Consider the following 22,661-nt stretch of genomic DNA (forward strand, 5'->3'; position numbering starts at 1 on the left):
ATGTGGCGGTTTGAAGCCACCCCCCGCAGGGCGACTCCGAAGGGCCGACAATCCCTCATCTCCTGCACAGCACCGCTTCGGAAAGCTCTACCTACATCGAACTCCCTTCCACGTTCGGGACACACCCGTCACCGCACACTCGATCCGCCGGCATCACAGTCGACCTGGCGAATACGTGAGTCTTCTCTGTCCTCCCCGAACACCTGCCATAGCAACAGGTTTGAGCGAAGATGCGGGTATCGACATACCAGAAACGGACGCCAAGGCGTGCATGCGCATGACGTACCTGGTTACCGAGTCGACGCAGCGTCCTAGGCCTAAAAGCGTCCTAGAAGCGTCCTGGAAAGCCGTTGCCAGCCGGCCGGATCGGATCGGCCCGGCAACCGCCACCTAGCAACCGCCCTGAAGCACCGCCGGGTCAGGATTCCCATTCACCGCCGGGCGAACCGCGATCGGTGCGCTCGAACATCCGATGCTCACCCGCGCCCAACACCAGCAGCCAGCCCCTCACCAGCCCACTCACGTCAAATTGTCGCTATGAGGCGGGCACAACGCGCACCCCAACTCCCAGTGACTGTCGTGACTGCCGTGACTGCCGTGACCGATTCCTCGTCACGTATATCGGCCCACATCAACTGGACAGCCGGGTTAGCCCAGCCGATAGTCGCCGGTCTGCGAGCCATGATGCCAGCCGCCCGCGGCGTGCGTACCACCGTCCACGTGCAGCGTTTCACCGGTGAGGTAGCTCGACATATCGGAGGCGAGAAACACCGCTACACTGGCGATTTCGTCGATGCGTCCGGCGCGCCCCAACGGCACTACGGTGCCGATGCCGGCCGTCTCCGCGCCACCGCCGAGGCGCTCCAGGCCTTCCGTCAGGGTGATATCAGGTGCGATCGCGTTGACTCGGATGCCGTGCGGCGCCAGTTCCAGCGCCGCGGTCTTGGTGTAGCTGATCACGCCCGCCTTGGCCGCGGCGTATGCCGCATAACCTGGTGCGGCGCGCGCGCCTTCAATCGAGGTCAGGTTGACAATGCTGCCCGGCAGTCCGGCGGTCACCAGACGCCTCGCCACACGCTGGGTACACAGCAACACGTGGCGTAAGTTGGCGCGGTACAGCGCATCCCAACCATTCTCGCTGGTCTCCAGCAGCGGCGACAAGAAGACGCCGCCGGCATTGTTGACCACGATGCTCGCCGGCCCCAATTCGGTTTCGGTGCGCCGCAGTGCGGCATCGACCTGGCCGCTGTCCCGAACATCGGTGGTGATACCCACTACTCCGAGGGATTCTGCTGTCCGCGCGCATGTTTCCGGGTCGCGTTCCCAGATGGCCACCGAAGCGCCGAAGGCCGACAGACCGGCGGCGATACCGCGCCCGATCCCCGACCCGCCGCCGGTTACCACCGCGACGCGGCCGTTGAGCAGCATGTCCGACGGGTCAATCGCCATGGCGCACTTCAGGTTGCCGAGTACATAGCCGGTTCCTGGCCGATCACTCCGTCGGCTTCCAATTCGGCGATCTCGGCGGCCGACAGGCCCAGTTCGGTCAGTAACTCGCGATTGTGCTGTCCCAGCAACGGCGCCGGCTCGGTGTGGAACCGGCAAGGCCCGCCGGAGAACCGCATCGGCATGCTGCTGAGCCTAACCGCGCCATTCACCGGGTGATCGATAATCTCGAAAAAGCCGCGAGCGACCAGTTGCGCCAACTCCGGCTGCCGGTGTGGCTGCATCACCTTGGCCACCGGCACACCGGCATTCCATAGCGTTGCCACAATCTCGTCGCTACTTCGCACGGCACACCATGCCGCCAGATGATCGTCGATCACATCCTCGTGGGCACGCCGGCCGCCGGTGGTCGCCAGCGCGGGGTCCGTTGCCCAGGAGGGTGATTCAAGTGCGTTGCACAGGTGTTTCCACTGGTCGTCGGTCGCCACCGCGATGGCCACCCAGCTGTCGGGGCGGCCGAACTCGTCGATGTCGGTGGTGCGGTAGAGGTTCTGCGGCACCGCTGTCGGGCCGTGGTTACCGGCACGCTGCAGCAGTGCCCCATAGGCCGTGTATTCGATCACCTGCTCGGCGGCGATGTTCAGTGCCGAATCCACCATCGCCGCTTCCACCAGCACGCCCTGACCGGTACGACGGCGGTGCTCGAGCGCCAACAGCAGCGCGTTCACCGCATGCACACCCGAATTGGGGTCACCGACCGAATACGGCTCGAACGGCGGAAGGTCCGGATAGCCGGTCAGCCAGCTGATTCCGGCCACGGATTCGATGACGTAGGCGAATGCCGGATTGTCGCGCCACGGCCCGTCGAGGCCGAACCCGGGCATGCGCAGCATCACCACATCGGGACGAATCGATTGAACGGTCGCGAAATCCAGGCCCATCTGGTCTATTACCCGGGGCGTGAAATTCTCCGCAATCACGTCACAGGTCGCGATGAGCCGATGCAGCACCTCTCGGCCGCGATGGCTGCCCAGGTCCAGGGTGAGGTCCTTCTTGTTGGTGTTCAGTGCCGCGAAAATCGGCGACTTCTCCCACCACTGATCCTCGGTCACCGGGATGCCGGCGATCAGCCGGGTCCCATCCGGGTGACGGGTGGACTCGATATGGATGACCTCGGCGCCGAGCATGGCAAGGAAATGAGTGCAGCAGGGGCCGGCCCAGAAAGTCGTCATGTCGAGGACACGAAGACCGCCGAGCGGCAATGACGTCGCTGTATCGGTGGGCGCCGGCTGGGGAGTATGGCAGGCGTCCCGGTAACGGTCGCTATGTTCCCCCAGCCGCGGTGCCGGTTCTGGCCGGCGAAGCTGCGCGGGCCACATCCGATACGGATGACCCGGCTGCAGGAACCCGTCGCGGGGATTGCTCACGAAGGAACCCCTTTCCCGGAAGTGCTCGAGCGACGCGATGTTTGCGCCGTTGGCCACCGGTGCGTTGGGAATCCGGAAAGCCGTCGCGAGTTCCCGGATTTCGTCGACCGGGTGACTGCGTACCCAAGCGTAAATCTCGTCGGCGTGGACGTTGGCCTGTTCGGTGATCGACAGCGGTGACTCTCCGTCGATCCATTCGGCGTGGCCGACCATGGTGCACAGGTCGAACCACTGCTGGGCGGTCCCACATCCGAGGTCCACCAACCCGTCTCGCGCCTGCGCCACCCCCGGCACGGTGAGCTTGCGGGCGTCGCGCCACGCCCGCCCCAGCATCTCGAAATGGGTGACGGGATAGTAGGTCAGACCGAGGATCTGGGTTTCCAGCATCGACAAGTCGATCAGTTCGCCTGTACCACTGCCGATCTGCCGAACACGGTACGCCAGGGTGGCGGCGCTCGCGTAAGCCCCGGCGAGGTATTCGCCGACCTGGCCAGCGACGAACACCGGCGCCCGGTCCGGGACCCCGCGTCCCAAACCGACTATTCCGCCCGACCACGCCTGCAGCGTGAATTCGGTTGCGGGACGGTCGCGCCAGGGACCCTGCAGTCCGAAGGGGGTGATCGAAGTGACGATGAGGTGCCGGTAGCGGCGATGCATCTCCTCAGGTCTGAAACGCGCGGCGACCGCCGAACCGGCTGACCACACCACCGAGTCAGCCGAGGCCAACAGCGTCTCGACCAAGTCGACGTCGGCCTCGCTGGCGGGATCGGCTACCACGCTGTGCTTGGCGCCGTTCAGGAAACTGAACAACGCCCCGTCGGCGCCCGGCTCGACGACCGCTCCCGAAGCAGACCAGGAGCGCAGCGGATCACCTTCTGGCGGTTCGACTTTGATGACGTCAGCGCCGCCGTCGGCCAGCAGTTTGGTGCAGTAGGCGCCCGCGATACCGGTGGACAGCTCCACCACCGTGTAGCCGGCCAGAGGCGGCTCGAGCGCTGGTGTCGCCGCCACTAACCCTTCTTCTTCTTGCGGTTGGGGCGATCCTTCTTGCTCAGCCGCCATTCCGGGGGGAACCTGCTGTCGTTGTCCTTGACCGCAGCACCGAGCCCCTGTTCGATGGCGTCGTCGAGCATCAGGTCGTCAGTGTCGGCCCGCACACCGCTGCCCATCGATTCGAAGAAACCGCTGAGCAGGCTGCCCATATACTCCCCCTGAAACTGCTTCATGATCTCGAAGAACACCTTCTGCATGAAAACGGTGTCGTTGGGCCGGTTGCGTGCGCACGCCAGCGCGTACTTCTGCACCTCGGCTTCGAGTTGGTCGCGGGGCACCACGCTGTTGAGGAAGTTGCAGTCATACATCTCCGCGGCGGTGAAAGCCCGTCCGGTGAACACCATCTCCTGAAACTTCCGGATACCCATGGTCTGTGCCCACCACCACATCCGCGGACCCCACCCGTAGTACCGAAACGACGGATGCCCGAACAGCGCATCGTCGCTGGAGATCACCAAATCAGCGTCGGCCGCCTGATAGAAGTGCCACCCATAGCAATAACCCTTGACCTCCAGGATGCTGATCTTCTTGAAATCCTGCAGACCACGGATCCCCGAGTTCGGGTTGGCATACCACTGGCTGACCGACGCGCCGTGGCGAAACGATCCCGGTGGCGGATACCTGACTTCGTCTGCCCCGATGCGGAATTCGGCAAGCCGCGGACCCTGATCGGCCGAATTCATGACATCCATGAATTCCTCGAGATCGGCGCCCGAACCGAGATCCTCCCCGGCTCCGCGGATCACCAACACCTTGACGTCGTCGTCGATGCTCGCGCGGTGCAGCAGGTCGGCGTAGCGCAACCGGGCGGCGATCGTCGGTGCGTTGAGGTGGCCAGGCCGGTCGAACGTGATGGTGGCGATGCGGGTCTTGCGGTCCTTCTCGTAGCGGATGACCTTTTCCACCGGTGGATCCGATTCGGCCATGGCTATGCCCGCCACATCGGGCTGGAGGTCAGCACTTCGGGTCCGTCGGCGGTGATCAGCACGGCCTCGCGGCCGAACACCGCGCCGATCCCCGGTTCCCACACGTACCCCGTAACGGCAAGAACCATTCCCGGCTCCAATCGCTCGTCGGCTGCTGTCTGCGGTAGCTGTGCGGAGATCACCGGCGGGTCAAAGCCCATGCCCAGGCCCCGTGCCACGGGCATCGGCGGGTCCGGCTCCCCGGATGCGGCATAGGCCGCCAGCAGTTGGCCGGCTCCGGAATCCGGTCGGCATGCCGCAATCAACTTCTGCCACAGGGCTTCCCAGCGCCGGTAAAGAGCCGCGGCGGGGGCAGCACCGCCGGCAGGCCAGGTCCGGCCCACCTCGCCGATGTACCCGCCGGCCAGCACTCCGGCCGCGAAGGCGACCATGTCGCCGTCGTGCACGCGGCCGTCGCGGCTCACCAGGCGCCACGGGTGATCGCGCGAAGTCGCCCACACCACATCCTGATTCGACGGAGTACTCACCCCGCCCGCGGCCAGGGCTTCCAGCAGCACCCCGGCCAAGAGCTGTTCGCTGACCCCGGGTCGCAGCTCGGCGACCGCTGCGGCCAGGCCCGATTCGGCCACCGCGATGGCTTGGCGCAGCGCGGCCACTTCCTCGTCGATCTTGATCCGCCGCGCCGCGCGCATGGCCAGTTCGCCGTCCACCAGTTCGGCGTGGGGGAAGGCCGTCGGTAACAGGCGGGCGAAAACCGGTGACAGCGCATCGGTTCCCACCCGCAGGGCGGTCGCGGCGCCCTCGATGCGCTGCAACACCGCAATGGTGTTCAGCGGATTCCAGGAGATCCCATACAGGTTCTCGTGCGGGATATCGTCGGGAACACCTTCGTCCCAGGTGCTGAGCAGATGAACGGCACCGGTGGCGCGCACCAGCACACAGGTCGGGCCGAACGGGCGGGTCCCGGCGACCCACAGTTGCGGTGTGCCCGAGACATACCGGACATTGGCCTGGCGACCGAGAACCAGGACATCGAGGTCATGCGCCGCCATCTGCTCCAGCGCCCGTTGCCGGCGTCCCGAACGCAGTGCCCGGTCGTCGGGCAGGACTTCAGTCGGCATAAGGGTCGTAGGGGTAGTCGGTCAGCCGGGTCGAGCCCTGCTCGGTGATCACCAGCACCTCTTCGCTGCGGTAGCCGCCGGTGCCGTCCTCCCACACCACCGGCTCCAGGACCAGCACCATTCCCGGTTGCAGGACAAAGCTTTCGTCGAATGAGTCGCCGAGATCCGTCCCGATCATCGGCATTTCGGCGGCATTGACACCGATGCCGTGGCCCAGGTAGAAGTGCGGCAGCCAGGGCCGGGCGCCGCCGTTGGCGTCCGTTGCGGCCCGGCCCAGCTCGGCGGCGGTGGCCCCGGCGCGGGCCACGCCCACCACCGCGGCCATGATCTCGCGCCATCTGTCGAACTGTGCCTGCTGCCGCGGCGCGGGGTCACGCCCGACGATCCAGGTCCGCCCGAAGTCCGAGCAATAACCCCGATAGGTGATGCTGACGTCGGTCCACAACACGTCACCCGCGCGCAGTTCCCGCTCGGTGGTGAGCAGCGGCAGCGCCAGGTCGCCGTGGGTGGTCCAGACTCCCTCGGCCCTGCTCGGCGGCATCACCTGCCAGATCGGTTCGAGCATGCTGGCGGTGGCACCCAACTCGAAGGCCCGGCGCAGAAACCGTGCAGACAAATCGATTTGGCGAACGCCAGGCGCCAATCCACGGTGGACGTCGACCATCGCCTCGTCGGTGATCCGGACGGCGGTGCGGATGCACGCCAATTCGTCGCGAGTCTTGACCACCTTGGCGGCGCTGACGACGGCGCTGGCATCCTCAGGAGCGCCATTGGGGAACAACGTGCCACGGGCTCGCGACATGGCGCCGGTCAGTTCGTCGACCCCTATCGTCGCGCCGCCGGGGATCAGGCCGGCCAGCAGGCGGGCGAAAATCTCGACACCCTCGTCGAATTCGAGATAGACCGGCCCGTGCAGGTGATCGGCCGGCAACTCCGCCTCCTGGGAGGCGCCGGCACGGTACGGCAGAAAAAGATGCGGCCACTCGTCGTCGGCGAGCACCACCGCCACCGGCCGCTCGACGTAAGACAGCCCGGCGTCCCCCAGGGGCCAACTGGTTCCGGTGGCGTAGCCGACGGCACTGTTGCCGAGCAGGATCAGCACGTCAATTCCGCGTTCGGCCATCGCCGTTCGCAGCCGGGCACCGGTTTCCCGGCGCATCCGGGTCAGATCCGGGGTGTCGGGAATCTGCAGCTGCGCGAGCGTCGTCACCGTTACAGGCCCAGGAAGTCGCTGATATTGCCGCTGACGATCCGCGCCGCGTTGGCCGGCCCGACGGCTTGCACCACGGCCGCCAGTGATTTCTCGGAATAGCCGTAGGTGCTTTCGTTGTGCGGGTAGTCCGACGACCACATGACCTTGTCGATGCCGATTCGGTCGATCAGCTCCAGCCCCAGCGGGTCGACCATGAACGAGGCGCTCATGTGCCGGTCCCAGTAGTAGCGGATGTCGTGCTCCAGCGGCCGGTTGAACATGTGCCGATAGGACGCGACCAGATGCTCGGCGTCTTGCAAGGCCCACGGCACCCAGGCGATGCCGCCTTCGAACCAGCCGATTCGCACCCCCGGGTGCCGGTCCAGGATGCCGCCGAAGATGTACTTGGAGAAGGTTTCCCGGAACCCGTCGATGTTGATCATCATCCCGACGACCACGCTGTTGAACTCGCACGGACTCTTCGGCGGGGTCTCCCCGATATGGTGGCTGATCGGAATACCGGAAGCCTCGATTTCGTCCCACACCGGGCTCATCGAGGTGCTCGCATAGTCGATCGGATTGCCGTCGTCGTCCTTGCCCGGGTTGAGTGGCATCAGGAAGGTCCTGAGCCCCAACGACTTAAGCTCGGCCAGGGTGCGCCGTGTCCCTTCCGGATCCCACCAGTTGATCAGCCCGGCGCCGTAGAAATGCCCACCCGAGCGCTCTTGCAGATCCGCGATGTACTCGTTGTAGATGCGGAACGCCAGCTCGCGAAGTTTCTTGTCCGGGTAGTGAAACAGCGCCAAGACGGCGTTGGGGAACGCCAGCTCCTTGTCGACGCCGTCGTCGCGCAGCTCTTGAATCCGGGCCTCGATGTTGGTGCTGGCCGCCCCGGGCAGGTCGTCGTACTGCATGAGCACCGCGCTGAAGTCGCCCGGCAGGAACGACTGCCCTTTGCGCCCCACCTGATATGCGCCGTCCTCGTACCAGATGCGCGGCGCCTTGTCCTTCAGGTCATCCGGGAAGCGCTCGTAGAAGATGTCCGCGGCCAACGAGATGTGGTTGTCCGCGGAAAATACCACGGTGCCTTCGGGTAGGCCGGGATCGGTGCCCACGGCATGGCCCCGTCGGTTTTTCGGTGCGCCAAAACCTTCGGGCGGGTAGAGCGAGAGTGTGCTGGGTTGAGCCGACATCATTGGCCCTCCGTTCGGATCGCGGTAGTGGTCACCAGGTGACCGGCAGTTCGTAGACGCCGTAGGCGAGCCGGTCGTGTTTGAACGGGACATCTTCGACGGGGATGGCCAGCGCGAGTGTGGGGATGCGCCGCAACAACGTTCGGTAGATGATCTGCAGTTCGGCACGGGCCAGCTGCTGGCCCACGCACTGATGCCGGCCGTACCCGAACGCCACGTTGCGGTCGGCGCCCGAGCGGTGCAGATACAGCCGGTCCGGTTCGGTGAATGCGTGCGGATCCCAGTTCGCCGGCGCCAGGTCGATGATGATGCCCTCACCGGCGCGGATGGTTTCGCCGGCAATGTGAATGTCTTCGAGCGCAACCCGGCGCTGGCCGTTTTGGATGATGCTGAGATAGCGCAGCAGTTCCTCGACCGCGTTGGCGACGACCTTCGGGTCGTCGGCGTCGCGCAGGATGGCCGCCTGGTCCGGATGTTCCAGCAGGGCAAGCACACCGAGACCGATCATGTTCGCGGTGGTCTCATGCCCGGCGATCAGCAAGCCGGTACTCAACTGAGCGGCTTCTTTGACGCTGAGCTCGCCGGCCTTGACCCGTTCGGCCAGATCGGAAACCGCGTCGTGGGCCGGACTTTCTATTTTCAACTCGACCAGCCGGGCCAGGTACTTGTGCAGGCTCATCGCCCCTTTGACGGTGTCCTCGGCGGTGGCATACCGGGCCAAGCCGACCGTCGCGTGATGCTGGAACATCTCCGCGTCCTCATAGGGCACCCCCAACAGCTGGCTGATCACCAGCGACGGCACCGGCAAGGCAAGGGCCGCAACGAGATCGGCCGGTTTCGGTCCGGCCAGCATCGCGTCGATATGGTCGTCGGTGATCTGCTGGATGGTCGGGCGCAGCCCCTCAACCCTCTTGAAGGTGAACGGTTTTGACAACATCCGCCGAAAACGGGTGTGCTCTTCGCCGTCGGAAGTGAACACCGATCTGGGGCGTTTGTGGACGGTTGACAACATGCCGGCGTTCCAGTGCGGAAAGCCGGGAAGCCGGTCATCGACGCTGACCCGCGAATCCGAAAAAAGTTCACGCACTTGCTCGTAGCCCGTGATGAGCCACGGCGTGCTGCCGTCCCAGATCCGGACCCGCGACAGCGGCCTGGCGGCGCCCAGCACCATCACGTCGGGAGGCGGCGCGAATGGGCACCGTGCGGCCCGGGGCATCGGATAGTCGGGGACCTCCGCGGCCGCCTCGGGGGTGCTACTGGCGAGTGGGTGCAACACGGTCACTCCTCGATGCGGATGGCCATTGCCGGGCAGGCGGCGGCGGCTTTGCGGGCGGCTTCGGCGTGCTCTGCGGGCGGGTGCGCGGTGAGCAGGACGACGACACCGTCCTCGTCACGCTGGTCGAACACCTCGGGTGCGTGCATGACGCAGTTCCCGGACGAGGCGCAAACATTCTGGTCCACGGTCACTTTCATCTGCCGGCCCTTCACTCGGGCGATGTCACGGGGGCCAGCCATAGGCCCACGATCGCGTCGATGAGTGCGTCAGCCGCGGCCCGCCAGGAAGGCCGGGGCGTCGAAGTGCCCGTCGCCAGCGCACGTTCGAGATCAGCGCAGGTGTGCATCAACAGGTTTCGGGCCATCAGGTTGCGCTGGTAGCGGATGTCGACCGGCAGATCGGGAAGGCAGCTGTTGATGCCGTCGATCACCCGAACCAGCGACGGCGAGCTCAGCGCGTCCTTGACGACGATGTTGTGGTAGGCGGGATCGGTCATCGCCTGGGCAGCGAACCGGGCGTACCACGTCGGATTGCCCAGAGCCTCCAGGTGCTCGGTGAGCGGGCACACCAGGCATGCCACCCAATCGCGCATGTCGGCGGTCTCGTCCAACTCGGCCACCATCTGCTCGCGAAGTCGTTCGACCGGCAGGCGATGCTTCTGCTCGATGGCACGCACCAAGTCGGCCTTGGTCCCGAAGTGATAGCCGACCGCGGCGTTGTTGCCCTGCCCGGCGGCCTCGCTGACCTGCCGGTTGGACACCGCGAACACTCCGTGCTCGGCGAACAGCCGCTCGGCGGCCGCCAGGATCGCCTCCTGCGTCGAGCTGGCCCGCTCGCCGCGCACGGCCCTCCCGGCGGTGGTCATATCGACAAGTCAACCGCTCGGCCCGTCATTAAGTCAAGCGCTTGATTTAGACTGCGTATCTGCACCGAGTCATGCAACATCGCATGACATAATGCAGCTGTGCCTAAGACGGTTCAAATTCGCGACATAGACGACGAGGTATACGCAGCTTTGGTCCAGCGCGCCGCGGCAGAGGGCATTACGGTGCCCGAGCTGCTGCGCCGCGAGGCCGCTCGGCTGGCGGCCCGGCCGTCGGTTACCCAGTGGCTGGCACGCACCGGGCGGCGGCCCTCGTAGATATCCACGGCCGAGGTGCTGGCGACGCTGGACGAGTGGCGCGGCGAGTGGCCCGATGCTGGTCGTTGATGCCTCCTGCCTGTTCGAGGTCGTCGCGGACACACCGCGGGCGAGTGAGATCTCGACCCGCCTGGCGTCCGACACCGACCAGGCAGCGCCGCACGTTATCGACGTCGAGGTGATGGCAGTGATCCGCGCTCAACACCTGCGCGGGCGCCTGGACGGCACGGCCGCCGCACAGGCACTCGCCGATCTACGGGACTGGCCCGGCGAACGATTCGGGCACCGCCGGCTGCTGGAGCGGGCATGGCAACTGCGGAACTCGGTACGCGGATGGGACGCGTTCTACGTGGCACTCGCGGAGGCGTTCGACGCGACGCTGCTCACGCTGGACACTCGGCTCGCCCGTGCGCACGGGCCGAGTTGCCGGATCGAGGTCCTCGATCGCTAGCGGGAGTGTCGGGCGCGGAATTCGATCGGCAGCGCGATCGGGCCGCTGATTCCCGCGATGGGCCGCCACGTGACCGGTCCGCAACGGCGTGCCTGCGGTATGCGACGGGTGATGACTTTCGATGCTTCGGCAAGTTCGATTCTGGCCAGATGCGCACCGAGCCAGTAGTGCCCGCCACCGCCGAAGGTCAGCATCGGCGCCGGGCCCTGCCGGGTGATGTCGAGACGATCGGGGTCGGCGTAGACCGCTGGGTCGCGATTGGCCGCGGCCGTATTGGGCGAACAAGGACATCGCCACCCGGCTATTCGTCTCACCGCGCACCGTGCAGGCCCACCTCACTCACGTCTACACCAAACTCGGCCTGACTTCTCGCGTGCAGCTGGCTCGGGAGGCAGTTCGCCGCAGCTGACTCAGCCCTCTCGTCGTAGCTCCATGCGCGTAGTTGTTCGGCCAGCTTGGGAAGGTCGGGCAATGCGCCCGTCGCGACCTGGATGACGAATTCGAAGCGGTCATCCTCGGGGGCACTAATCCACTGGCCGTTGATGGCGAGGAAAGTCCGGCAGGCCGTCCACGCCAGTCGCTTGTTTCCATCTACCAGCGCGTGGTTCCGCGCCAGGGAGTGCAGCAGCGCGGCGGCCTTGAGGTGCAGACTCGGGTAGGCATCTTGACCGAACACCGACGCGCGGGGGCGCGCCAGAGCTGATTCGAGCAAGCCGTAATCCCCGACCACGACATCAGCGCCGACAGCCTCGTGGGCAATGTCGAGCAGATCGTCGAGATCCAGGTACTCGGTCATGCGTCCTTAAGGCGCCGCAGGACCCCGGCCTCCTCCCGCACTACGCGCTGCAGAGCCGCGGCAACCTTCGCCTTGTGCGTGCGCCGCGCGATGTATTCGTCGATGGCCGACAGTGCCACGGCCTGCATCGACCGTCCTTCCGCGGCCGCCTGCCTGCGCAGCGCTTCCGCCTGCTCAGCACTGGTGCGTAGCGTCATGCCCATGACGGCATGATACCTGATTGATACCACAGCTTTCGTCGCCACCTGAGCCACGTCTACCGATCCGGCCCGGCATGCGCGCAATCACATCCGCCACACAAATCACTAGAAGCAGCCGGTACCCCGACTTGCCCGGCTACCAGCGACAACCTCAGGCGCGCAACGAACTTGTCGCTGACAGGCGGGCACAACACCCACCCCGACCCTCAGTGACTCCGGTGACTGAAGGGACCACTCGCCATCGCACCCAGCGCCGCGGGCACGGGGGATCCGCACCGGGGACAGACCGTTCTACGCGTTTGTGCTGATGTTTCGCCGCCGATGAAACCGCATGCTGGCTAGCATGAGCGACACGGATCCAGGCACGGATTTTACGCTGGCGGACTGGAGTGAGCCGGGTATGAGCACCTTGCCGACCGGAACGGTGACGTTGGCTGTTGGCCGATGTCGAGGGATCGACCCAGCTGTGGGAAACCCAGCCGGAGCAGACGGCGGCGGCGATCGTCCAACTCGACCGCGCCCTCGCCGGACTCATCGCCGACCACGACGGGGTACGTCCGGTCGAACAGGGCGAGGGCGACAGCTTCGTGATCGCGTTCAGCCGTGCCAGCGATGCACTTGAATGTGCGCTGGCGCTGCAGCGCGCCCCGCTGGCCCGCTGCGGCTGCGAATTGGGCTGCACACCGGCGAGGTGCGGATGCGCGACCCGGAAGACCCGACCAACTATGTTGGTCCAGCCATCAACCGCACGGCGCGGCTGCGCGATCTGGCCCACGGCGGCCAGACCGGACTGTCCGGCACGACAACCGATTTGGTCATCGACAAACTCCCGGCCGGCGTCTGGCTGACCGACCTGGGGACCCACGCCCTGCGTGGCCTGCCGCGGCCCGAACGGGTGGCGCAACTGTGCCATCCGGATCTGCGCAACGATTTCCCGCCGCTGCGGCTACCGAAGAACATTGCGGCCCACGGACTCCCACCTCAGTTGGCGAGTTTTGTCGGCCGTGAACAGGAAATGGTCCACGGGCGCCAACTGCTGACCGCGCATCGGTTGGTAACGCTCACCGGTGCGGGCGGGGTGGGCAAGACCCGGCTGGCAACACAGATCGCCGAGGCCGCAGGCGGGTTCGACGGCGGGGTGTGGTACGTCGACCTGGCGCCGATCACCGACCCCGATGCCGTCCCGCCCGCGATGATGCGCGCGCTGGGGCTGCCCAATCAACCCGGGCGATCGACGCTGGACACCCTGCTGTGGTTCGTCGCCGATCGGTGCCTGCTTGTGGTGCTCGACAATTGCGAGCATCTGCTCGACGCGGTAGCGGAGCTGGTCGTCGCTCTGCTCGGCGGCTCCAGTCAATTGACCTTGCTGGCGACCAGTCGCGAACCGATCGGGGCGCCCGGTGAAGTGACCTGGCGGGTGCCGTCGCTGTCGCTGGCCGACGAAGCCGTGGCGTTGTTCAGCGATCGCGCCCGACGGGTGGTGCCCGACTTCCGCATCGACGCCGAGACGGCGCCGGCGGTGACCGACATCTGCCGTCGGCTGGATGGAATGCCGCTGGCGATCGAGCTGGCCGCGGCCAGAGTGCGGGCGCTGTCGCTGATCGAGATCGTCGATCGCCGGACTCAGCAACAACGACGTCGCCGCACGACTTTTCGTCTCACCACGCACCGTGCATCACACCTCACCCACGTCTACACCAAGCTGGGTATGACCTCCCGGGTGCAACTCGCCCAAGAAGCGGCCCGCCATAGCCATGCACCCGCCGCACCTTCGCCGAACGTGTACTGAGTGCGACAATTCCGCGAAATGTTCGCAGTGGCTTCACGTTCGGCGCGCGGATCGAATCACCTTGCCCGCCACCGTCCCGCCGTCCACCGGGAGCACGGTTCCGGTGACATAGCGGGACCGCTCGCCGGCGAAATACAACACCGCCTCCGCGATGTCCTCGGGCGTGCCCTCGCGCTTCAGCGGCCGGTCGTCCCGCATGGCCTGGCGAATCGCCGCCTCATACCGCTCGAGTTCGTCTCGACTCATCCCCGCCGCCGACGAGGCCAATAATGGCGTGGGTATGTTGCCGGGCGCGATGGCGTTGACTCGAATTTCATAGTGCGCCAACTCGATTGCCGCCGATTTGGTGAACTGGATGACCGCCGCCTTCGACGCGCGGTAGGTCATCACGCCGCCGCCGGCCTGGATGCCGCCAATCGAGGTGAGGTTGACGACGGATCCGCCGCCGTGAGCGGCCATATGCCGGGCGGCATCGCGGGTGCCCACCATCACCCCCAGGACATTGACGGCCATGACCCGGTGAAAATCGGCCAGGTCGTCATCGAGGAATCGGCGGTGCATGGTTCCGGAGACACCGGCGTTGTTCACCATGATGTGCAAGCCGCCGAACGTGTCAACGGCGGCTGCCACCACCGCCGCGACCTGTCCGGGATCGGAGACGTCGGTGCGCCGGAACATGGTTTCGGGTCCCAGGCGGGCCGCCAGCGCCTGACCCATGTCCGCTTGGACGTCGGCGATGACCACCCGCGCGCCCTCGTCCACAAACCGCTCAGCCGTAGCACGGCCGATACCGGATGCCCCACCGGTGACGACGGCGACCTTGCCGGCCAGTTCGTTGACCACACGACGAGTTAATCGGCGCCCGCCGCCTTAAGTCAAGCAGTTGATTTAGCGGTGAAACGGAGACCGGTTGCGCCGAACGCGGCCGCACCCCAACTGCGTGGCACCGACAACCTGCCGACCAAGACGGCGCGACTCCAGGCCGCCGACACCACCAGCCGAGATGAGCCGGACATCGTCGTGGCCATCGCCGCCGGCGTCCCGCTCGACGTCATGGCCAGCGGGGCACTGATCGCCGCCACGAAGCCGCTCACCGGCGACGGGAAAGGCTTGAGCCGCAGCATGTTCGCGATCGTCGAAGCGGCAGACACCGATTGCACCGGCCGCCCGAGGCTGCGCAGCGCAGCGGGCAGGACCCGCATACATTCTCGCTGAAGTGATCTCGGGTGGTAGTGCTCCGAACTCCACCTCGCCGCACCTCCCGGTCGCCGCCTGGCTTCGGGATAGCCGATTTCCGGGCCGAAGTCAGTTACCTTGGCGCTCTTCATAACCGCCGGCTGCGCGGGGTCGAAAAGCTGGCGCGAGGTTCGGCCGGCATCGTTATCGGACCTACTGTCAATCGTGATGTCGGAGCCGGGCAGCGCCCGAAGGAAGGCGGGGTTGGGCGCCGTTGCGAAGATCTGTCCAGCGCGTAGAGCCCGGCGACGGTCGCGAGTCCCACGAGAATCAAACCGCCCCACACGGCATCGGCGTTCACCCGGTGCACCGCGCTCCACAGCGAGCCGACGCCCAGGTTTCCCAGCAGGATGCCGACTCCCACGATGGTGCTGTAGAACCCGTAGTGAGTCGCCACCAACCGGTCGCCCGACAATGCCACCACGGTCCGCATTTCCAACGGAAACAACGCCGCCGAGGCAATCGCAAGCAGACTCGCCGACAGCAACAATGCCGTGACTGCTGCGACGGTCCCGAACCGTTCGACGTCCGGGACCACCGCGAGCGGTACGAACGACGCACCCAGGATGGTGGCCCCGACAACCAGGCTGCGGCCGGCGCTCCAGCGTGCGGCGAACCATCGGGTAATGCGCAGCTGCCCGGCGACCGCGACCACGCCCGATACCGCGAACATTGCTGCCACCAACAGAGATTGGTTGCGCGGCACCAGCACCGATGCTTGCATGGGCAGCGCCGGGTAGATCTGGAACGACAGCAGATAGGCGCTGGTCATGGCCGCGGCGAAGCACCAGAACGCGCGGTTGCGGGCAACTGTCCGCCAGCCCTGCCGGATTGAGGTCTTCTCGTATTCGGGGTCGGCCGACGGCCGCGGCAGCGCCAGCAGCTGGGCCACGGTCAGCGCGGCGAACGCTGCCGCGGCGCCCAGCACGGTCATCCGGAAGTCCAATGCCAGCAATGCCAATCCCACCAGCGGGCCGAGCAGGATGCCCGCCTGATAGAAGATGTTGCACATCGCAAAGGCTTCGATCTTCCGGTCGCCGGAGTCGACGGCGAGGTAGGCGCGCACCGCCGGGTTGAACAGTGCCCCAGCGAAACCGGTTGCACCCGAGGCGATCAGCACGGTGGGCAAGGACTGCGCGAACACCAGCATGGCGAACCCGCCGGTACGGATCAGACAGCTGGCCACGATCAGCGGTTTATAGCCGAACCGGTCCGCCAGTGTGCCGCCCACGAAGAACATGCCCTGCTGGGAGAAGTTGCGCACCCCCATCACCAGGGCCTGACACTGACCGGTCAGCAACGAGACAGGCAGAACCGAGTCAACAAGTCTTGACCGGTGCGCACATCAACCGGGAGGGTCGGCGGTCCGCGCCCGGCGACCACCACGGCAGCGGTGAGTACGCCCGCGATGCCGCTGGCGACCACCACCACGGCAGCTTCGAACGCCGGCGTGTGCGATCGCGGTATCACCGCGCTGGCCTGCAGCGGAGGGCACGGCGACGCCGAGTCGTCGGTGAGATGTGCGTGACCGATGTTCACCGCGAATTCACTGCCCACAGCCGTCGACAGCGGGTGGCTCAGATGCGCCGGTTGACGATCCAACTGCGGCAGCCAACATTGAGCGGCTACCGCGGCGACGACCACGACCAGGACGATTGCGATCCGCGCGGACCGCGTCCACACCGCCTGCCGAAGGTTCACGTCGGCGACTATATACCCCCAGCGGGTATCACCTAAGGTGCGGCATTGCGGCTTGCGCGGCGGTCGATGTCCTAGCAGGGTAGTAGCGCGGGCCCGAATTAACGCCAGACGAGGAGCTGTCCATGCCGGTACTGCCAACGAGCGGTCATCCCCTGGGCGGAGTACAGCTCAGCAGGCGCGGCTTTATCGGCGCCGGAATCGCCAGTGGGTTCGCGCTGGCCGGTTGCGGCCACCCACAGACACACTCGGCAGGCGAGGCGGCCATGGCTGCCGCAATCGACGCGGCCGAGCGGGCCCGGCCGCACAGCGGTCGAACCGTTACCGCCAGCCTGGTCCCTCAGCAGGTGGAGATCGACCTCGGTGGGCCGATCGCCCGTACGCTGGCCTACGGCAACACGGTCCCGGGACCGCTGATCCGGGCCGCCGTCGGCGATGAGATTGTCGTCGCGGTGACGAATCGGCTCGACCGCCCGACGTCGTTGCACTGGCACGGCATCGCGCTGCGCAACGACATGGACGGCGTCGTGCCCGCCGCCCCGAACATCGAGGCCGGCCACGACTTCACCTACCGATTCTCCGCCCCTGATCCGGGCACCTACTGGGCTCATCCGCACGTCGGCCTCGAAGAGGACATGGGGCTCTATCTGCCGGTCATCATTGACGATCCGACCGAACCGGGACGCTACGACGCGGAATGGATTGTCGTGCTTGACGATTGGACCGACGGCGTCGGCAAGAGTCCGCAACAGATTTACGACGCCCTGGTGGACCCGAACAAGCCCACCGCAATGCCCATGCCCACCCCGCCGACCCAGCCGACCCCGCCAACCACGACAAGTACGACGAGCACGACAAGTACGACGAGCACGACCGAGACGCCGCCGCCATCCCCGATGCCCGGTATGCCGGGCGGCGACGTGGCCAGCAGCGAGCTGCTCGGCGGCGACGCGGGCGACGTCGCCTACCCCTACTATCTGATCAACGGCCGGATCCCCGCGGCCCCCACGACCTTCAATGCGAAGCCGGGCCAGCGAATCCGAATCCGGATCATCAATGCCGCTGCCGATACGGCATTCCGCGTCGCGCTGGCCGGACATTCGATGACGGTCACCCACACCGACGGTTACCCGGTGCTTGCGACACCGGTCAACGCGCTGCTGATCGGCATGGGTGAACGTTACGACGTCATCGTGAGGGCGGCATCCGGTGTCTTCCCGCTCGTCGCACTCGCCGAAGGCAAGAACGCCGTGGCACGCTCGCTGCTGTCCACCGGTGCGGGCAGCGCGCCCGATCCGCAGTTCCAGCCGGCGGAACTCACCAAGAGGGTGGGCACCATCGAGATGTTCACCGCCACAACGTCGGCCAATCTGGGCCGGGCCGAACCCGGCCTCGAACTTCCTGTCGTGTTGGGCGGCACCATGGCGAAATACGACTGGACGATCAACGGTGAGCCCTACAGCAGGACCAAGCCGCTGCAGGTACACCAGGGCCAGCGCCAACTTCTGGTGTTCGACAACACCACCATGATGTGGCACCCCATGCACCTGCACGGCCACACCTATCAGATCGTCAAAGCCGACGGTTCCCTCGGCGCCCGTAAGGACACCGTGATCGTCCTGCCCAAGCAGAAGGTCCAGGCAGTGCTCGTCGCCGATAATCCGGGTACGTGGGTGATGCACTGCCACAACATGTATCACCTGGCGGCCGGTATGATGACGCGCCTGGATTACGTCTTCTGACGGCTGAAGAAGTCCAGCAGGAGTTCGTCGACGGCCGAGGATTGCTCGATTTGCGGACAGTGGCCCGCGTCGTCGATCACCACCGCGCGTCCATCCCTGACCTGCTTGGCGAGCTGCGCGGCCCACCCGGCGGGCAGGAGCTTGTCGTTACGCCCCTCGACCACGAGCGTCGGCACGGTGATGCGCTGATAGCGGCGCGCACTCGACGATTCCGAGGCCGGTTCCGAGGCCGGCTCAGATTCCGGCTCAGCGCCGGGGCGGCGAAAACGCGCTGCCGCCACGGCTTCCCACGCTCCCGGAGCGATGCTCGACTGGTAGCGGCGCCGCACGTAGTCCTCGTCGGCCGGATAGCGCGCGTCGTGGAACAGTGCCTCGACGATACGGCGCATCCCCGCAAAGGTGGCGTCGTAGCGCTGCAGCGCGTCGAAGTGCCGATTCTGCTGAATCTCTCCCCCGCCGCAGATGATCGCCATGGTGCGGATCGGCAGCCGGGATACATTCGAGGTGGCATCGGTCAGCAGCATGATGGCGCCCATGGAATTGCCGGCGAAATGCGCGGAGTCGACGCCGACAACGTCGCAGAACCGTGCCACATGCCGGATGCGCATCCCGCGGCCGTCGACGAAGTCTACGACCTTGGCCGACTGTCCGAACCCGAGGAGATCGGGCGCCAGCACCCGGTAGCGCGCAGCCAGCGCGGCGATGTTGTGCTCCCAGCCCAATTCGGCGCTGGCCCCGAATTCGCCGCCGTGCAGCAGCACCACCGGGTCACCCGCGCCCGACTCCAGATAACTGGTGACCAGACCGTCGACCACGGCGGTGCGGCGGTGTATCGGCATCACTTGATCGCGATGGGATTCACCGGCGATCCCACCGCACCAATGAATCTCAGCGGCGGCGCGATCAGCTGAAACTCGTAGACGCCGTCGCTGGCGCAGTCGGCCGCCAGGGCCGTGAGATCCCAGTATTCGCCCAGCATCAGCCCCATGTCACGCAGGCACAGCAGATGAAACGGCAGGAACAGGCCTTCGACTCCCGAGACGGGGTCTTCGACCTGGAGATTGTCGGAGGCCACCGCGGCGATCTCGTGATCGTGCAGCCACTGGGCGCAGCGCCAGTCCAGCCCGGAGTACCACTCGGTCTTGTTGCCGGTCATCAGAAACCTTGCCCACCAACCGGTTCGGATCAGCACGATGTCTCCGCGGCCGACCGTGACGCCTTGGGCACGGACGACGTCGTCCAGTTCCTCCGGAGTGATCGGGTTGCCATGCTCGAGAAAGACTTCCGCGCCGCGATGACGCACCAGGTCCAGTAGCACGCCGCGCGAGGTGATGCCCTTGACGTCGACCTTGTCGATGCCGCAGTGATAGGCCCCCAGACTGGTCACCGATCCGGCCGGGAAGCCGTTGTAGAGCTGGTCGTCGTAGTAGACGTGCGACAGCGCGTCCCACTGGGTGGCCGCCTGCAACGGCATGATGACCATGTCGTCGTTGAACCGGAACGGATTGTCGACCAGGTAGTTGCCCATCTCTTCGGCCGTCGGGTTCTGCGTCCATCCGGGCCCGTACCGACCCAGGGTGTTCGCATCGCCACCGTCCACGGTCATCACGTGTATGGGGTTGTGCCGGAACCCGAAAGCGCCCTGCGGGCCGGACGACCCGAAATCCACGCCGAGCGGAAACACCTTCCCGTGCCGGACCAGGCTGGCGGCGTGCCGGATGGTGTCGGCGGTGATGAAGTTCAACGTCCCGAGTTCGTCCGTGTCACCCCACCGGCCCCAGTTACTGAGATCGCTTGCCACCCGCCTGAATTCGGTTAGGCTGGCCATGGCGCCCGTCCTTTCTCGAGTTCGCCGGCGATTGCGGCGCCCAAGTTTCCGCCGTCCACCCAGACGACCTGACCCGAAATATAACTGGCGGCACGGCTGTTCAAGAACAGCAGCACCGCGGCTTGTTCGGCCGGATCGGCCACCCGGCTCAGCGGCTTGGCAATGTCGTCGAGGAATTCCGGCCCGTAGGCACGCCTCAGCTGGTCGAGGATCGGTGTCTCGGTCACCGCGGGCCCGGAGCAGTTGATCCGGATACTGCGTGCACCGAGGTCGGCCGTGCGTCGCATGGTGTAGAGGATGACTGCTTCCTTGGACAATTGGTAGCCGCTGCCCACCGCCTCGGGGTGGCGATGACACCATTCGATGCCTTCTTGCATCGTCGTGGTATTCAGCAGCGGAGCCACTGCCGACCGATGCTCCCGGTAGGCCGCCGCGGCAAGCGATGACACGCTGACAATCGATGCACCCGCGGCCATCATCGGAATCAGCGCCTCGGTGAGATGGCGCAGCCCTAGGAAATTGATGGTGACGACCAGTAGCGGGTCGCCGATCCCCGAGGAGACGCCGGCGACGTTGAACAGCGTGTCGACGCGTCCGCCGAGAGCCGCGACGGTCCGATCGATGGAATCCGGATCGGCGAGGTCAACCTCGTGAAAGTCGTTGATCTCGTGGCCCGTTCGCTGTTTGTCCAAGCCGACCACGTGCGCGCCGAGTGCGGTGAGTTGATGTACGACCTGCGCGCCGATACCCGAGGAACATCCGGTCACCACCGCACGGCGGCCGTCGTAGCGCCACAGGTCGTCGATTCGGCCCAACGCCTAGCCAACTTCCGGTGTCATTGACGCTGCTCCTTTGCGCGGCGCGCCGCCATGACGCGGCCCTCGTTGATCTCCGCCATGGCTTCGGGGATCTCGCTGGCCGTGAACTTACCGCCGCGTCCGGTGGGCAGGCCGCCGAATGAGTAGTTTTCGTCGAACGCGGGTGCGCCAAAGGGTCGTGTTTCCGGCCGGCGTGCCTCGATTCGCTCGATGACGGGAGCGAGCCTGGCGGCCTTGTCGGCGACCGCCTTGGCGTCGCGCTCGATGAATTCCGGCAGCACTTCGGCGCCCATGATTTCGATGGACTCCATGGTGCCCTCGTGACTTCGCGGGTTGAGCAGCAGGATGATCTCGTCCACGCCGCTCTCCTCGTAGCCGCGCAGGAACTCGCGCACGGTGGCCGGCGAGCCGATGGCGCCGCGTCCCGGCCCATAGGCCAGCGCCGGATCCTTCTGCACCTCTTCGAGATACCGGGTCCACACACCCGTGCGCCCGGGAGTGTGCACACCGGTCATGTAGTAGTGCATGATGCCGAACGAGAAGAAGCCGCCGCCCTGCCCGAGGCGCCGCAGCGCCTCGTCGTCTGTCCGCGCCACCATCATCGACAGGTCACCGCCGATGGCCAGGATGTTCGGGTTGATCCGTGGGGTCACCGGGACGCCGTTCTCCTCGAATTCCTTGTAATAGCCGTTCACCCGCTCGGTCAGTGGGCCGGGACCGGTGTAGGCGAAACTCAGTGCGCCGATGCACTTCTGGGCGGCCATCTGGACGGTGGCGGGCCGGGTGCAGGCGACCCAGACCGGCGGGTGCGGCTTTTGCATCGGCTTGGGAATGACGTTGCGGGCCGGCATCTGGATGTGCTCGCCCTGGAAACCGGAGAACGGTTCCTCGATCATGCAGCGAATCGCGACTTCCAGCGCCTCCTCCCATTGTGCCCGCTTGTCGGCGGGATCGATGTTGAATCCCCCCAGTTCGCCGACCGAGGATGATTCTCCGGTGCCGAACTCGACCCGCCCGTTGGACAGCAGGTCCAGGGTGGCAATGCGTTCGGCCACCCGGGCGGGGTGGTTGACTGCGGGCGGCAGGTGCATGATGCCGAATCCCAATCGGATGTTCTTGGTCCGCTGGCTGGCCGCGGCCAGAAGTATTTCAGGTGCGGTGGAATGACAGTATTCCTCGAGGAAGTGGTGCTCGGTGAGCCAGACGGTGGAAAAGCCGGCCTTGTCGGCGGCCTCGACCTCGTCGAGGCAATCCTGCAGCAGGATGCGTTCGTCGTCGGCGGTCCAGGGACGTGGCAGGGCGAATTCGTAGAACAACGAGATTTTCAT

The 22,661-nt window shown here is 66.0% G+C and carries 20 protein-coding genes and 5 pseudogenes; 6 read left to right on the top strand and 19 right to left on the bottom strand.

The features are described 5' to 3' along the window. Positions 1 to 648: 648 nt before the first annotated feature. The 9 genes from EET03_RS23020 to EET03_RS23060 all read right to left on the bottom strand — a co-directional run bounded on the left by EET03_RS23020 (position 649) and on the right by EET03_RS23060 (position 10,499). A complete protein-coding gene (locus EET03_RS23020; RefSeq protein WP_075540710.1) occupies positions 649 to 1,449 on the bottom strand; it encodes an SDR family NAD(P)-dependent oxidoreductase in 801 nt (266 codons plus the stop codon). A gap of 8 nt (positions 1,450 to 1,457) precedes the next feature. After that, positions 1,458 to 3,884 carry a CaiB/BaiF CoA transferase family protein gene (locus EET03_RS23025; protein ID WP_244232495.1) on the bottom strand — a complete coding sequence of 809 codons (2,427 nt, stop codon included), beginning with the start codon at positions 3,882 to 3,884 and terminating at the stop codon, positions 1,458 to 1,460. Further along, entirely contained in the window at positions 3,884 to 4,852 is a 969-nt protein-coding gene (locus EET03_RS23030; RefSeq protein WP_063473218.1) for an enoyl-CoA hydratase/isomerase family protein, read from the bottom strand. The genes EET03_RS23025 and EET03_RS23030 overlap by 1 nt, the downstream gene beginning before the upstream one ends. A gap of 2 nt (positions 4,853 to 4,854) precedes the next feature. Further along, positions 4,855 to 5,973, bottom strand: a complete 1,119-nt coding sequence (locus tag EET03_RS23035; protein ID WP_075540709.1) for a M24 family metallopeptidase — start codon at positions 5,971 to 5,973, stop codon at positions 4,855 to 4,857. Beyond that, complete coding sequence (locus EET03_RS23040) at positions 5,963 to 7,183, bottom strand: M24 family metallopeptidase (protein ID WP_075540708.1); 1,221 nt, start codon at positions 7,181 to 7,183, stop codon at positions 5,963 to 5,965. The genes EET03_RS23035 and EET03_RS23040 overlap by 11 nt, the downstream gene beginning before the upstream one ends. Before the next feature lie 2 nt (positions 7,184 to 7,185). Then, the gene (locus tag EET03_RS23045; protein ID WP_208649121.1) at positions 7,186 to 8,247 is read right to left on the bottom strand and encodes an amidohydrolase family protein; all 1,062 of its coding nucleotides are present in this window, start codon (positions 8,245 to 8,247) and stop codon (positions 7,186 to 7,188) included. Positions 8,248 to 8,389: 142 nt separating this feature from the next. Continuing rightward, entirely contained in the window at positions 8,390 to 9,574 is a 1,185-nt protein-coding gene (locus tag EET03_RS23050; RefSeq protein WP_425271555.1) for a cytochrome P450, read from the bottom strand. A 62-nt stretch (positions 9,575 to 9,636) separates the two neighbouring features. After that, on the bottom strand, positions 9,637 to 9,831 hold the full coding sequence (locus EET03_RS23055; RefSeq protein ID WP_063473293.1) for a ferredoxin: 195 nt from the start codon (positions 9,829 to 9,831) through the stop codon (positions 9,637 to 9,639). Between the two features lie 11 nt (positions 9,832 to 9,842). Further along, on the bottom strand, positions 9,843 to 10,499 hold the full coding sequence (locus EET03_RS23060; protein ID WP_075540707.1) for a TetR/AcrR family transcriptional regulator: 657 nt from the start codon (positions 10,497 to 10,499) through the stop codon (positions 9,843 to 9,845). A gap of 99 nt (positions 10,500 to 10,598) precedes the next feature. Here EET03_RS23060 and EET03_RS30415 point away from each other — a divergent pair, with 99 nt between their 5' ends. Then, a complete protein-coding gene (locus tag EET03_RS30415; RefSeq protein ID WP_167470686.1) occupies positions 10,599 to 10,775 on the top strand; it encodes a FitA-like ribbon-helix-helix domain-containing protein in 177 nt (58 codons plus the stop codon). A 55-nt stretch (positions 10,776 to 10,830) separates the two neighbouring features. Beyond that, complete coding sequence (locus EET03_RS23065; protein WP_075540706.1) at positions 10,831 to 11,226, top strand: type II toxin-antitoxin system VapC family toxin; 396 nt, start codon at positions 10,831 to 10,833, stop codon at positions 11,224 to 11,226. Here the strand turns inward: EET03_RS23065 and EET03_RS29905 are convergent. Then, positions 11,223 to 11,501 (bottom strand): annotated as a pseudogene (locus EET03_RS29905) (cytochrome P450); the annotation flags it as partial. The gene EET03_RS23065 and the pseudogene EET03_RS29905 overlap by 4 nt on opposite strands. A gap of 2 nt (positions 11,502 to 11,503) precedes the next feature. Between EET03_RS29905 and EET03_RS31915 the strand changes: the two are divergent. Next, positions 11,504 to 11,635, top strand: a pseudogene (locus tag EET03_RS31915) (response regulator transcription factor); the annotation flags it as partial. Between the two features lie 9 nt (positions 11,636 to 11,644). Here EET03_RS31915 and EET03_RS23075 read toward each other — a convergent pair. Beyond that, positions 11,645 to 12,022: pseudogene (locus EET03_RS23075) on the bottom strand (type II toxin-antitoxin system death-on-curing family toxin); the annotation flags it as partial. Then, a complete protein-coding gene (locus tag EET03_RS23080; RefSeq protein ID WP_063473294.1) occupies positions 12,019 to 12,225 on the bottom strand; it encodes a hypothetical protein in 207 nt (68 codons plus the stop codon). The gene EET03_RS23080 and the pseudogene EET03_RS23075, both read right to left, overlap by 4 nt. Positions 12,226 to 12,553: 328 nt before the next feature. On the opposite strand from EET03_RS23080, the pseudogene EET03_RS23085 reads away from it, so the two are divergent. Further along, a pseudogene (locus EET03_RS23085) lies at positions 12,554 to 13,837 on the top strand (ATP-binding protein); the annotation flags it as partial. Between the two features lie 207 nt (positions 13,838 to 14,044). On the opposite strand, the gene EET03_RS23095 reads toward EET03_RS23085, so the two are convergent. Then, positions 14,045 to 14,854 carry an SDR family NAD(P)-dependent oxidoreductase gene (locus tag EET03_RS23095; protein ID WP_075540704.1) on the bottom strand — a complete coding sequence of 270 codons (810 nt, stop codon included), beginning with the start codon at positions 14,852 to 14,854 and terminating at the stop codon, positions 14,045 to 14,047. Between the two features lie 51 nt (positions 14,855 to 14,905). On the opposite strand from EET03_RS23095, the gene EET03_RS23100 reads away from it, so the two are divergent. After that, positions 14,906 to 15,226, top strand: a complete 321-nt coding sequence (locus EET03_RS23100) for a hypothetical protein (RefSeq protein ID WP_075540703.1) — start codon at positions 14,906 to 14,908, stop codon at positions 15,224 to 15,226. Between the two features lie 109 nt (positions 15,227 to 15,335). Here the strand turns inward: EET03_RS23100 and EET03_RS23105 are convergent. Both EET03_RS23105 and lpqS read right to left on the bottom strand, forming a co-directional pair. Continuing rightward, positions 15,336 to 16,523 (bottom strand): annotated as a pseudogene (locus tag EET03_RS23105) (MFS transporter); the annotation flags it as partial. A gap of 17 nt (positions 16,524 to 16,540) precedes the next feature. Next, the gene (lpqS, locus tag EET03_RS23110; protein WP_099193754.1) at positions 16,541 to 16,948 is read right to left on the bottom strand and encodes a putative copper homeostasis (lipo)protein LpqS; all 408 of its coding nucleotides are present in this window, start codon (positions 16,946 to 16,948) and stop codon (positions 16,541 to 16,543) included. A 122-nt stretch (positions 16,949 to 17,070) separates the two neighbouring features. On the opposite strand from lpqS, the gene EET03_RS23115 reads away from it, so the two are divergent. Then, positions 17,071 to 18,687 carry a multicopper oxidase family protein gene (locus tag EET03_RS23115; protein WP_099193755.1) on the top strand — a complete coding sequence of 539 codons (1,617 nt, stop codon included), beginning with the start codon at positions 17,071 to 17,073 and terminating at the stop codon, positions 18,685 to 18,687. Here the strand turns inward: EET03_RS23115 and EET03_RS23120 are convergent. From EET03_RS23120 to EET03_RS23135, 4 genes are read right to left on the bottom strand one after another with little or no spacing between them, the layout of a single operon-like run. After that, positions 18,675 to 19,526, bottom strand: a complete 852-nt coding sequence (locus EET03_RS23120) for an alpha/beta fold hydrolase (protein WP_099193756.1) — start codon at positions 19,524 to 19,526, stop codon at positions 18,675 to 18,677. The two genes, EET03_RS23115 and EET03_RS23120, sit on opposite strands and share 13 nt — an antisense overlap. After that, the gene (locus EET03_RS23125) at positions 19,526 to 20,515 is read right to left on the bottom strand and encodes a cyclase family protein (RefSeq protein ID WP_075544151.1); all 990 of its coding nucleotides are present in this window, start codon (positions 20,513 to 20,515) and stop codon (positions 19,526 to 19,528) included. Before EET03_RS23125 ends, EET03_RS23120 begins: the two co-directional genes overlap by 1 nt. After that, positions 20,503 to 21,330, bottom strand: coding sequence for a coniferyl-alcohol dehydrogenase (locus tag EET03_RS23130; protein WP_075544152.1), 828 nt, complete (start codon positions 21,328 to 21,330; stop codon positions 20,503 to 20,505). Before EET03_RS23130 ends, EET03_RS23125 begins: the two co-directional genes overlap by 13 nt. A gap of 20 nt (positions 21,331 to 21,350) precedes the next feature. Beyond that, positions 21,351 to 22,661, bottom strand: a complete 1,311-nt coding sequence (locus EET03_RS23135; protein ID WP_075544153.1) for an LLM class flavin-dependent oxidoreductase — start codon at positions 22,659 to 22,661, stop codon at positions 21,351 to 21,353.

The organism is Mycobacterium innocens (genome assembly GCF_900566055.1).
Taxonomy (GTDB): Bacteria; Actinomycetota; Actinomycetes; order Mycobacteriales; family Mycobacteriaceae; genus Mycobacterium; species Mycobacterium innocens.

Coding starts and splice junctions, on each gene's coding strand:
- EET03_RS23030 (WP_063473218.1), bottom strand. CDS start 4,852: ATGGCCGAATCGGATCCACCGGTGGAAAAGGTCATCCGCTACGAGAAG.
- EET03_RS23135 (WP_075544153.1), bottom strand. CDS start 22,661: ATGAAAATCTCGTTGTTCTACGAATTCGCCCTGCCACGTCCCTGGACC.
- EET03_RS23080 (WP_063473294.1), bottom strand. CDS start 12,225: ATGGGCATGACGCTACGCACCAGTGCTGAGCAGGCGGAAGCGCTGCGC.
- EET03_RS23065 (WP_075540706.1), top strand. CDS start 10,831: ATGCTGGTCGTTGATGCCTCCTGCCTGTTCGAGGTCGTCGCGGACACA.
- EET03_RS23055 (WP_063473293.1), bottom strand. CDS start 9,831: ATGAAAGTGACCGTGGACCAGAATGTTTGCGCCTCGTCCGGGAACTGC.
- EET03_RS23060 (WP_075540707.1), bottom strand. CDS start 10,499: ATGACCACCGCCGGGAGGGCCGTGCGCGGCGAGCGGGCCAGCTCGACG.
- EET03_RS23125 (WP_075544151.1), bottom strand. CDS start 20,515: ATGGCCAGCCTAACCGAATTCAGGCGGGTGGCAAGCGATCTCAGTAAC.
- EET03_RS23020 (WP_075540710.1), bottom strand. CDS start 1,449: ATGGCGATTGACCCGTCGGACATGCTGCTCAACGGCCGCGTCGCGGTG.
- EET03_RS23035 (WP_075540709.1), bottom strand. CDS start 5,973: ATGCCGACTGAAGTCCTGCCCGACGACCGGGCACTGCGTTCGGGACGC.
- EET03_RS23120 (WP_099193756.1), bottom strand. CDS start 19,526: ATGCCGATACACCGCCGCACCGCCGTGGTCGACGGTCTGGTCACCAGT.
- EET03_RS23115 (WP_099193755.1), top strand. CDS start 17,071: ATGCCGGTACTGCCAACGAGCGGTCATCCCCTGGGCGGAGTACAGCTC.
- EET03_RS23050 (WP_425271555.1), bottom strand. CDS start 9,574: ATGCCCCGGGCCGCACGGTGCCCATTCGCGCCGCCTCCCGACGTGATG.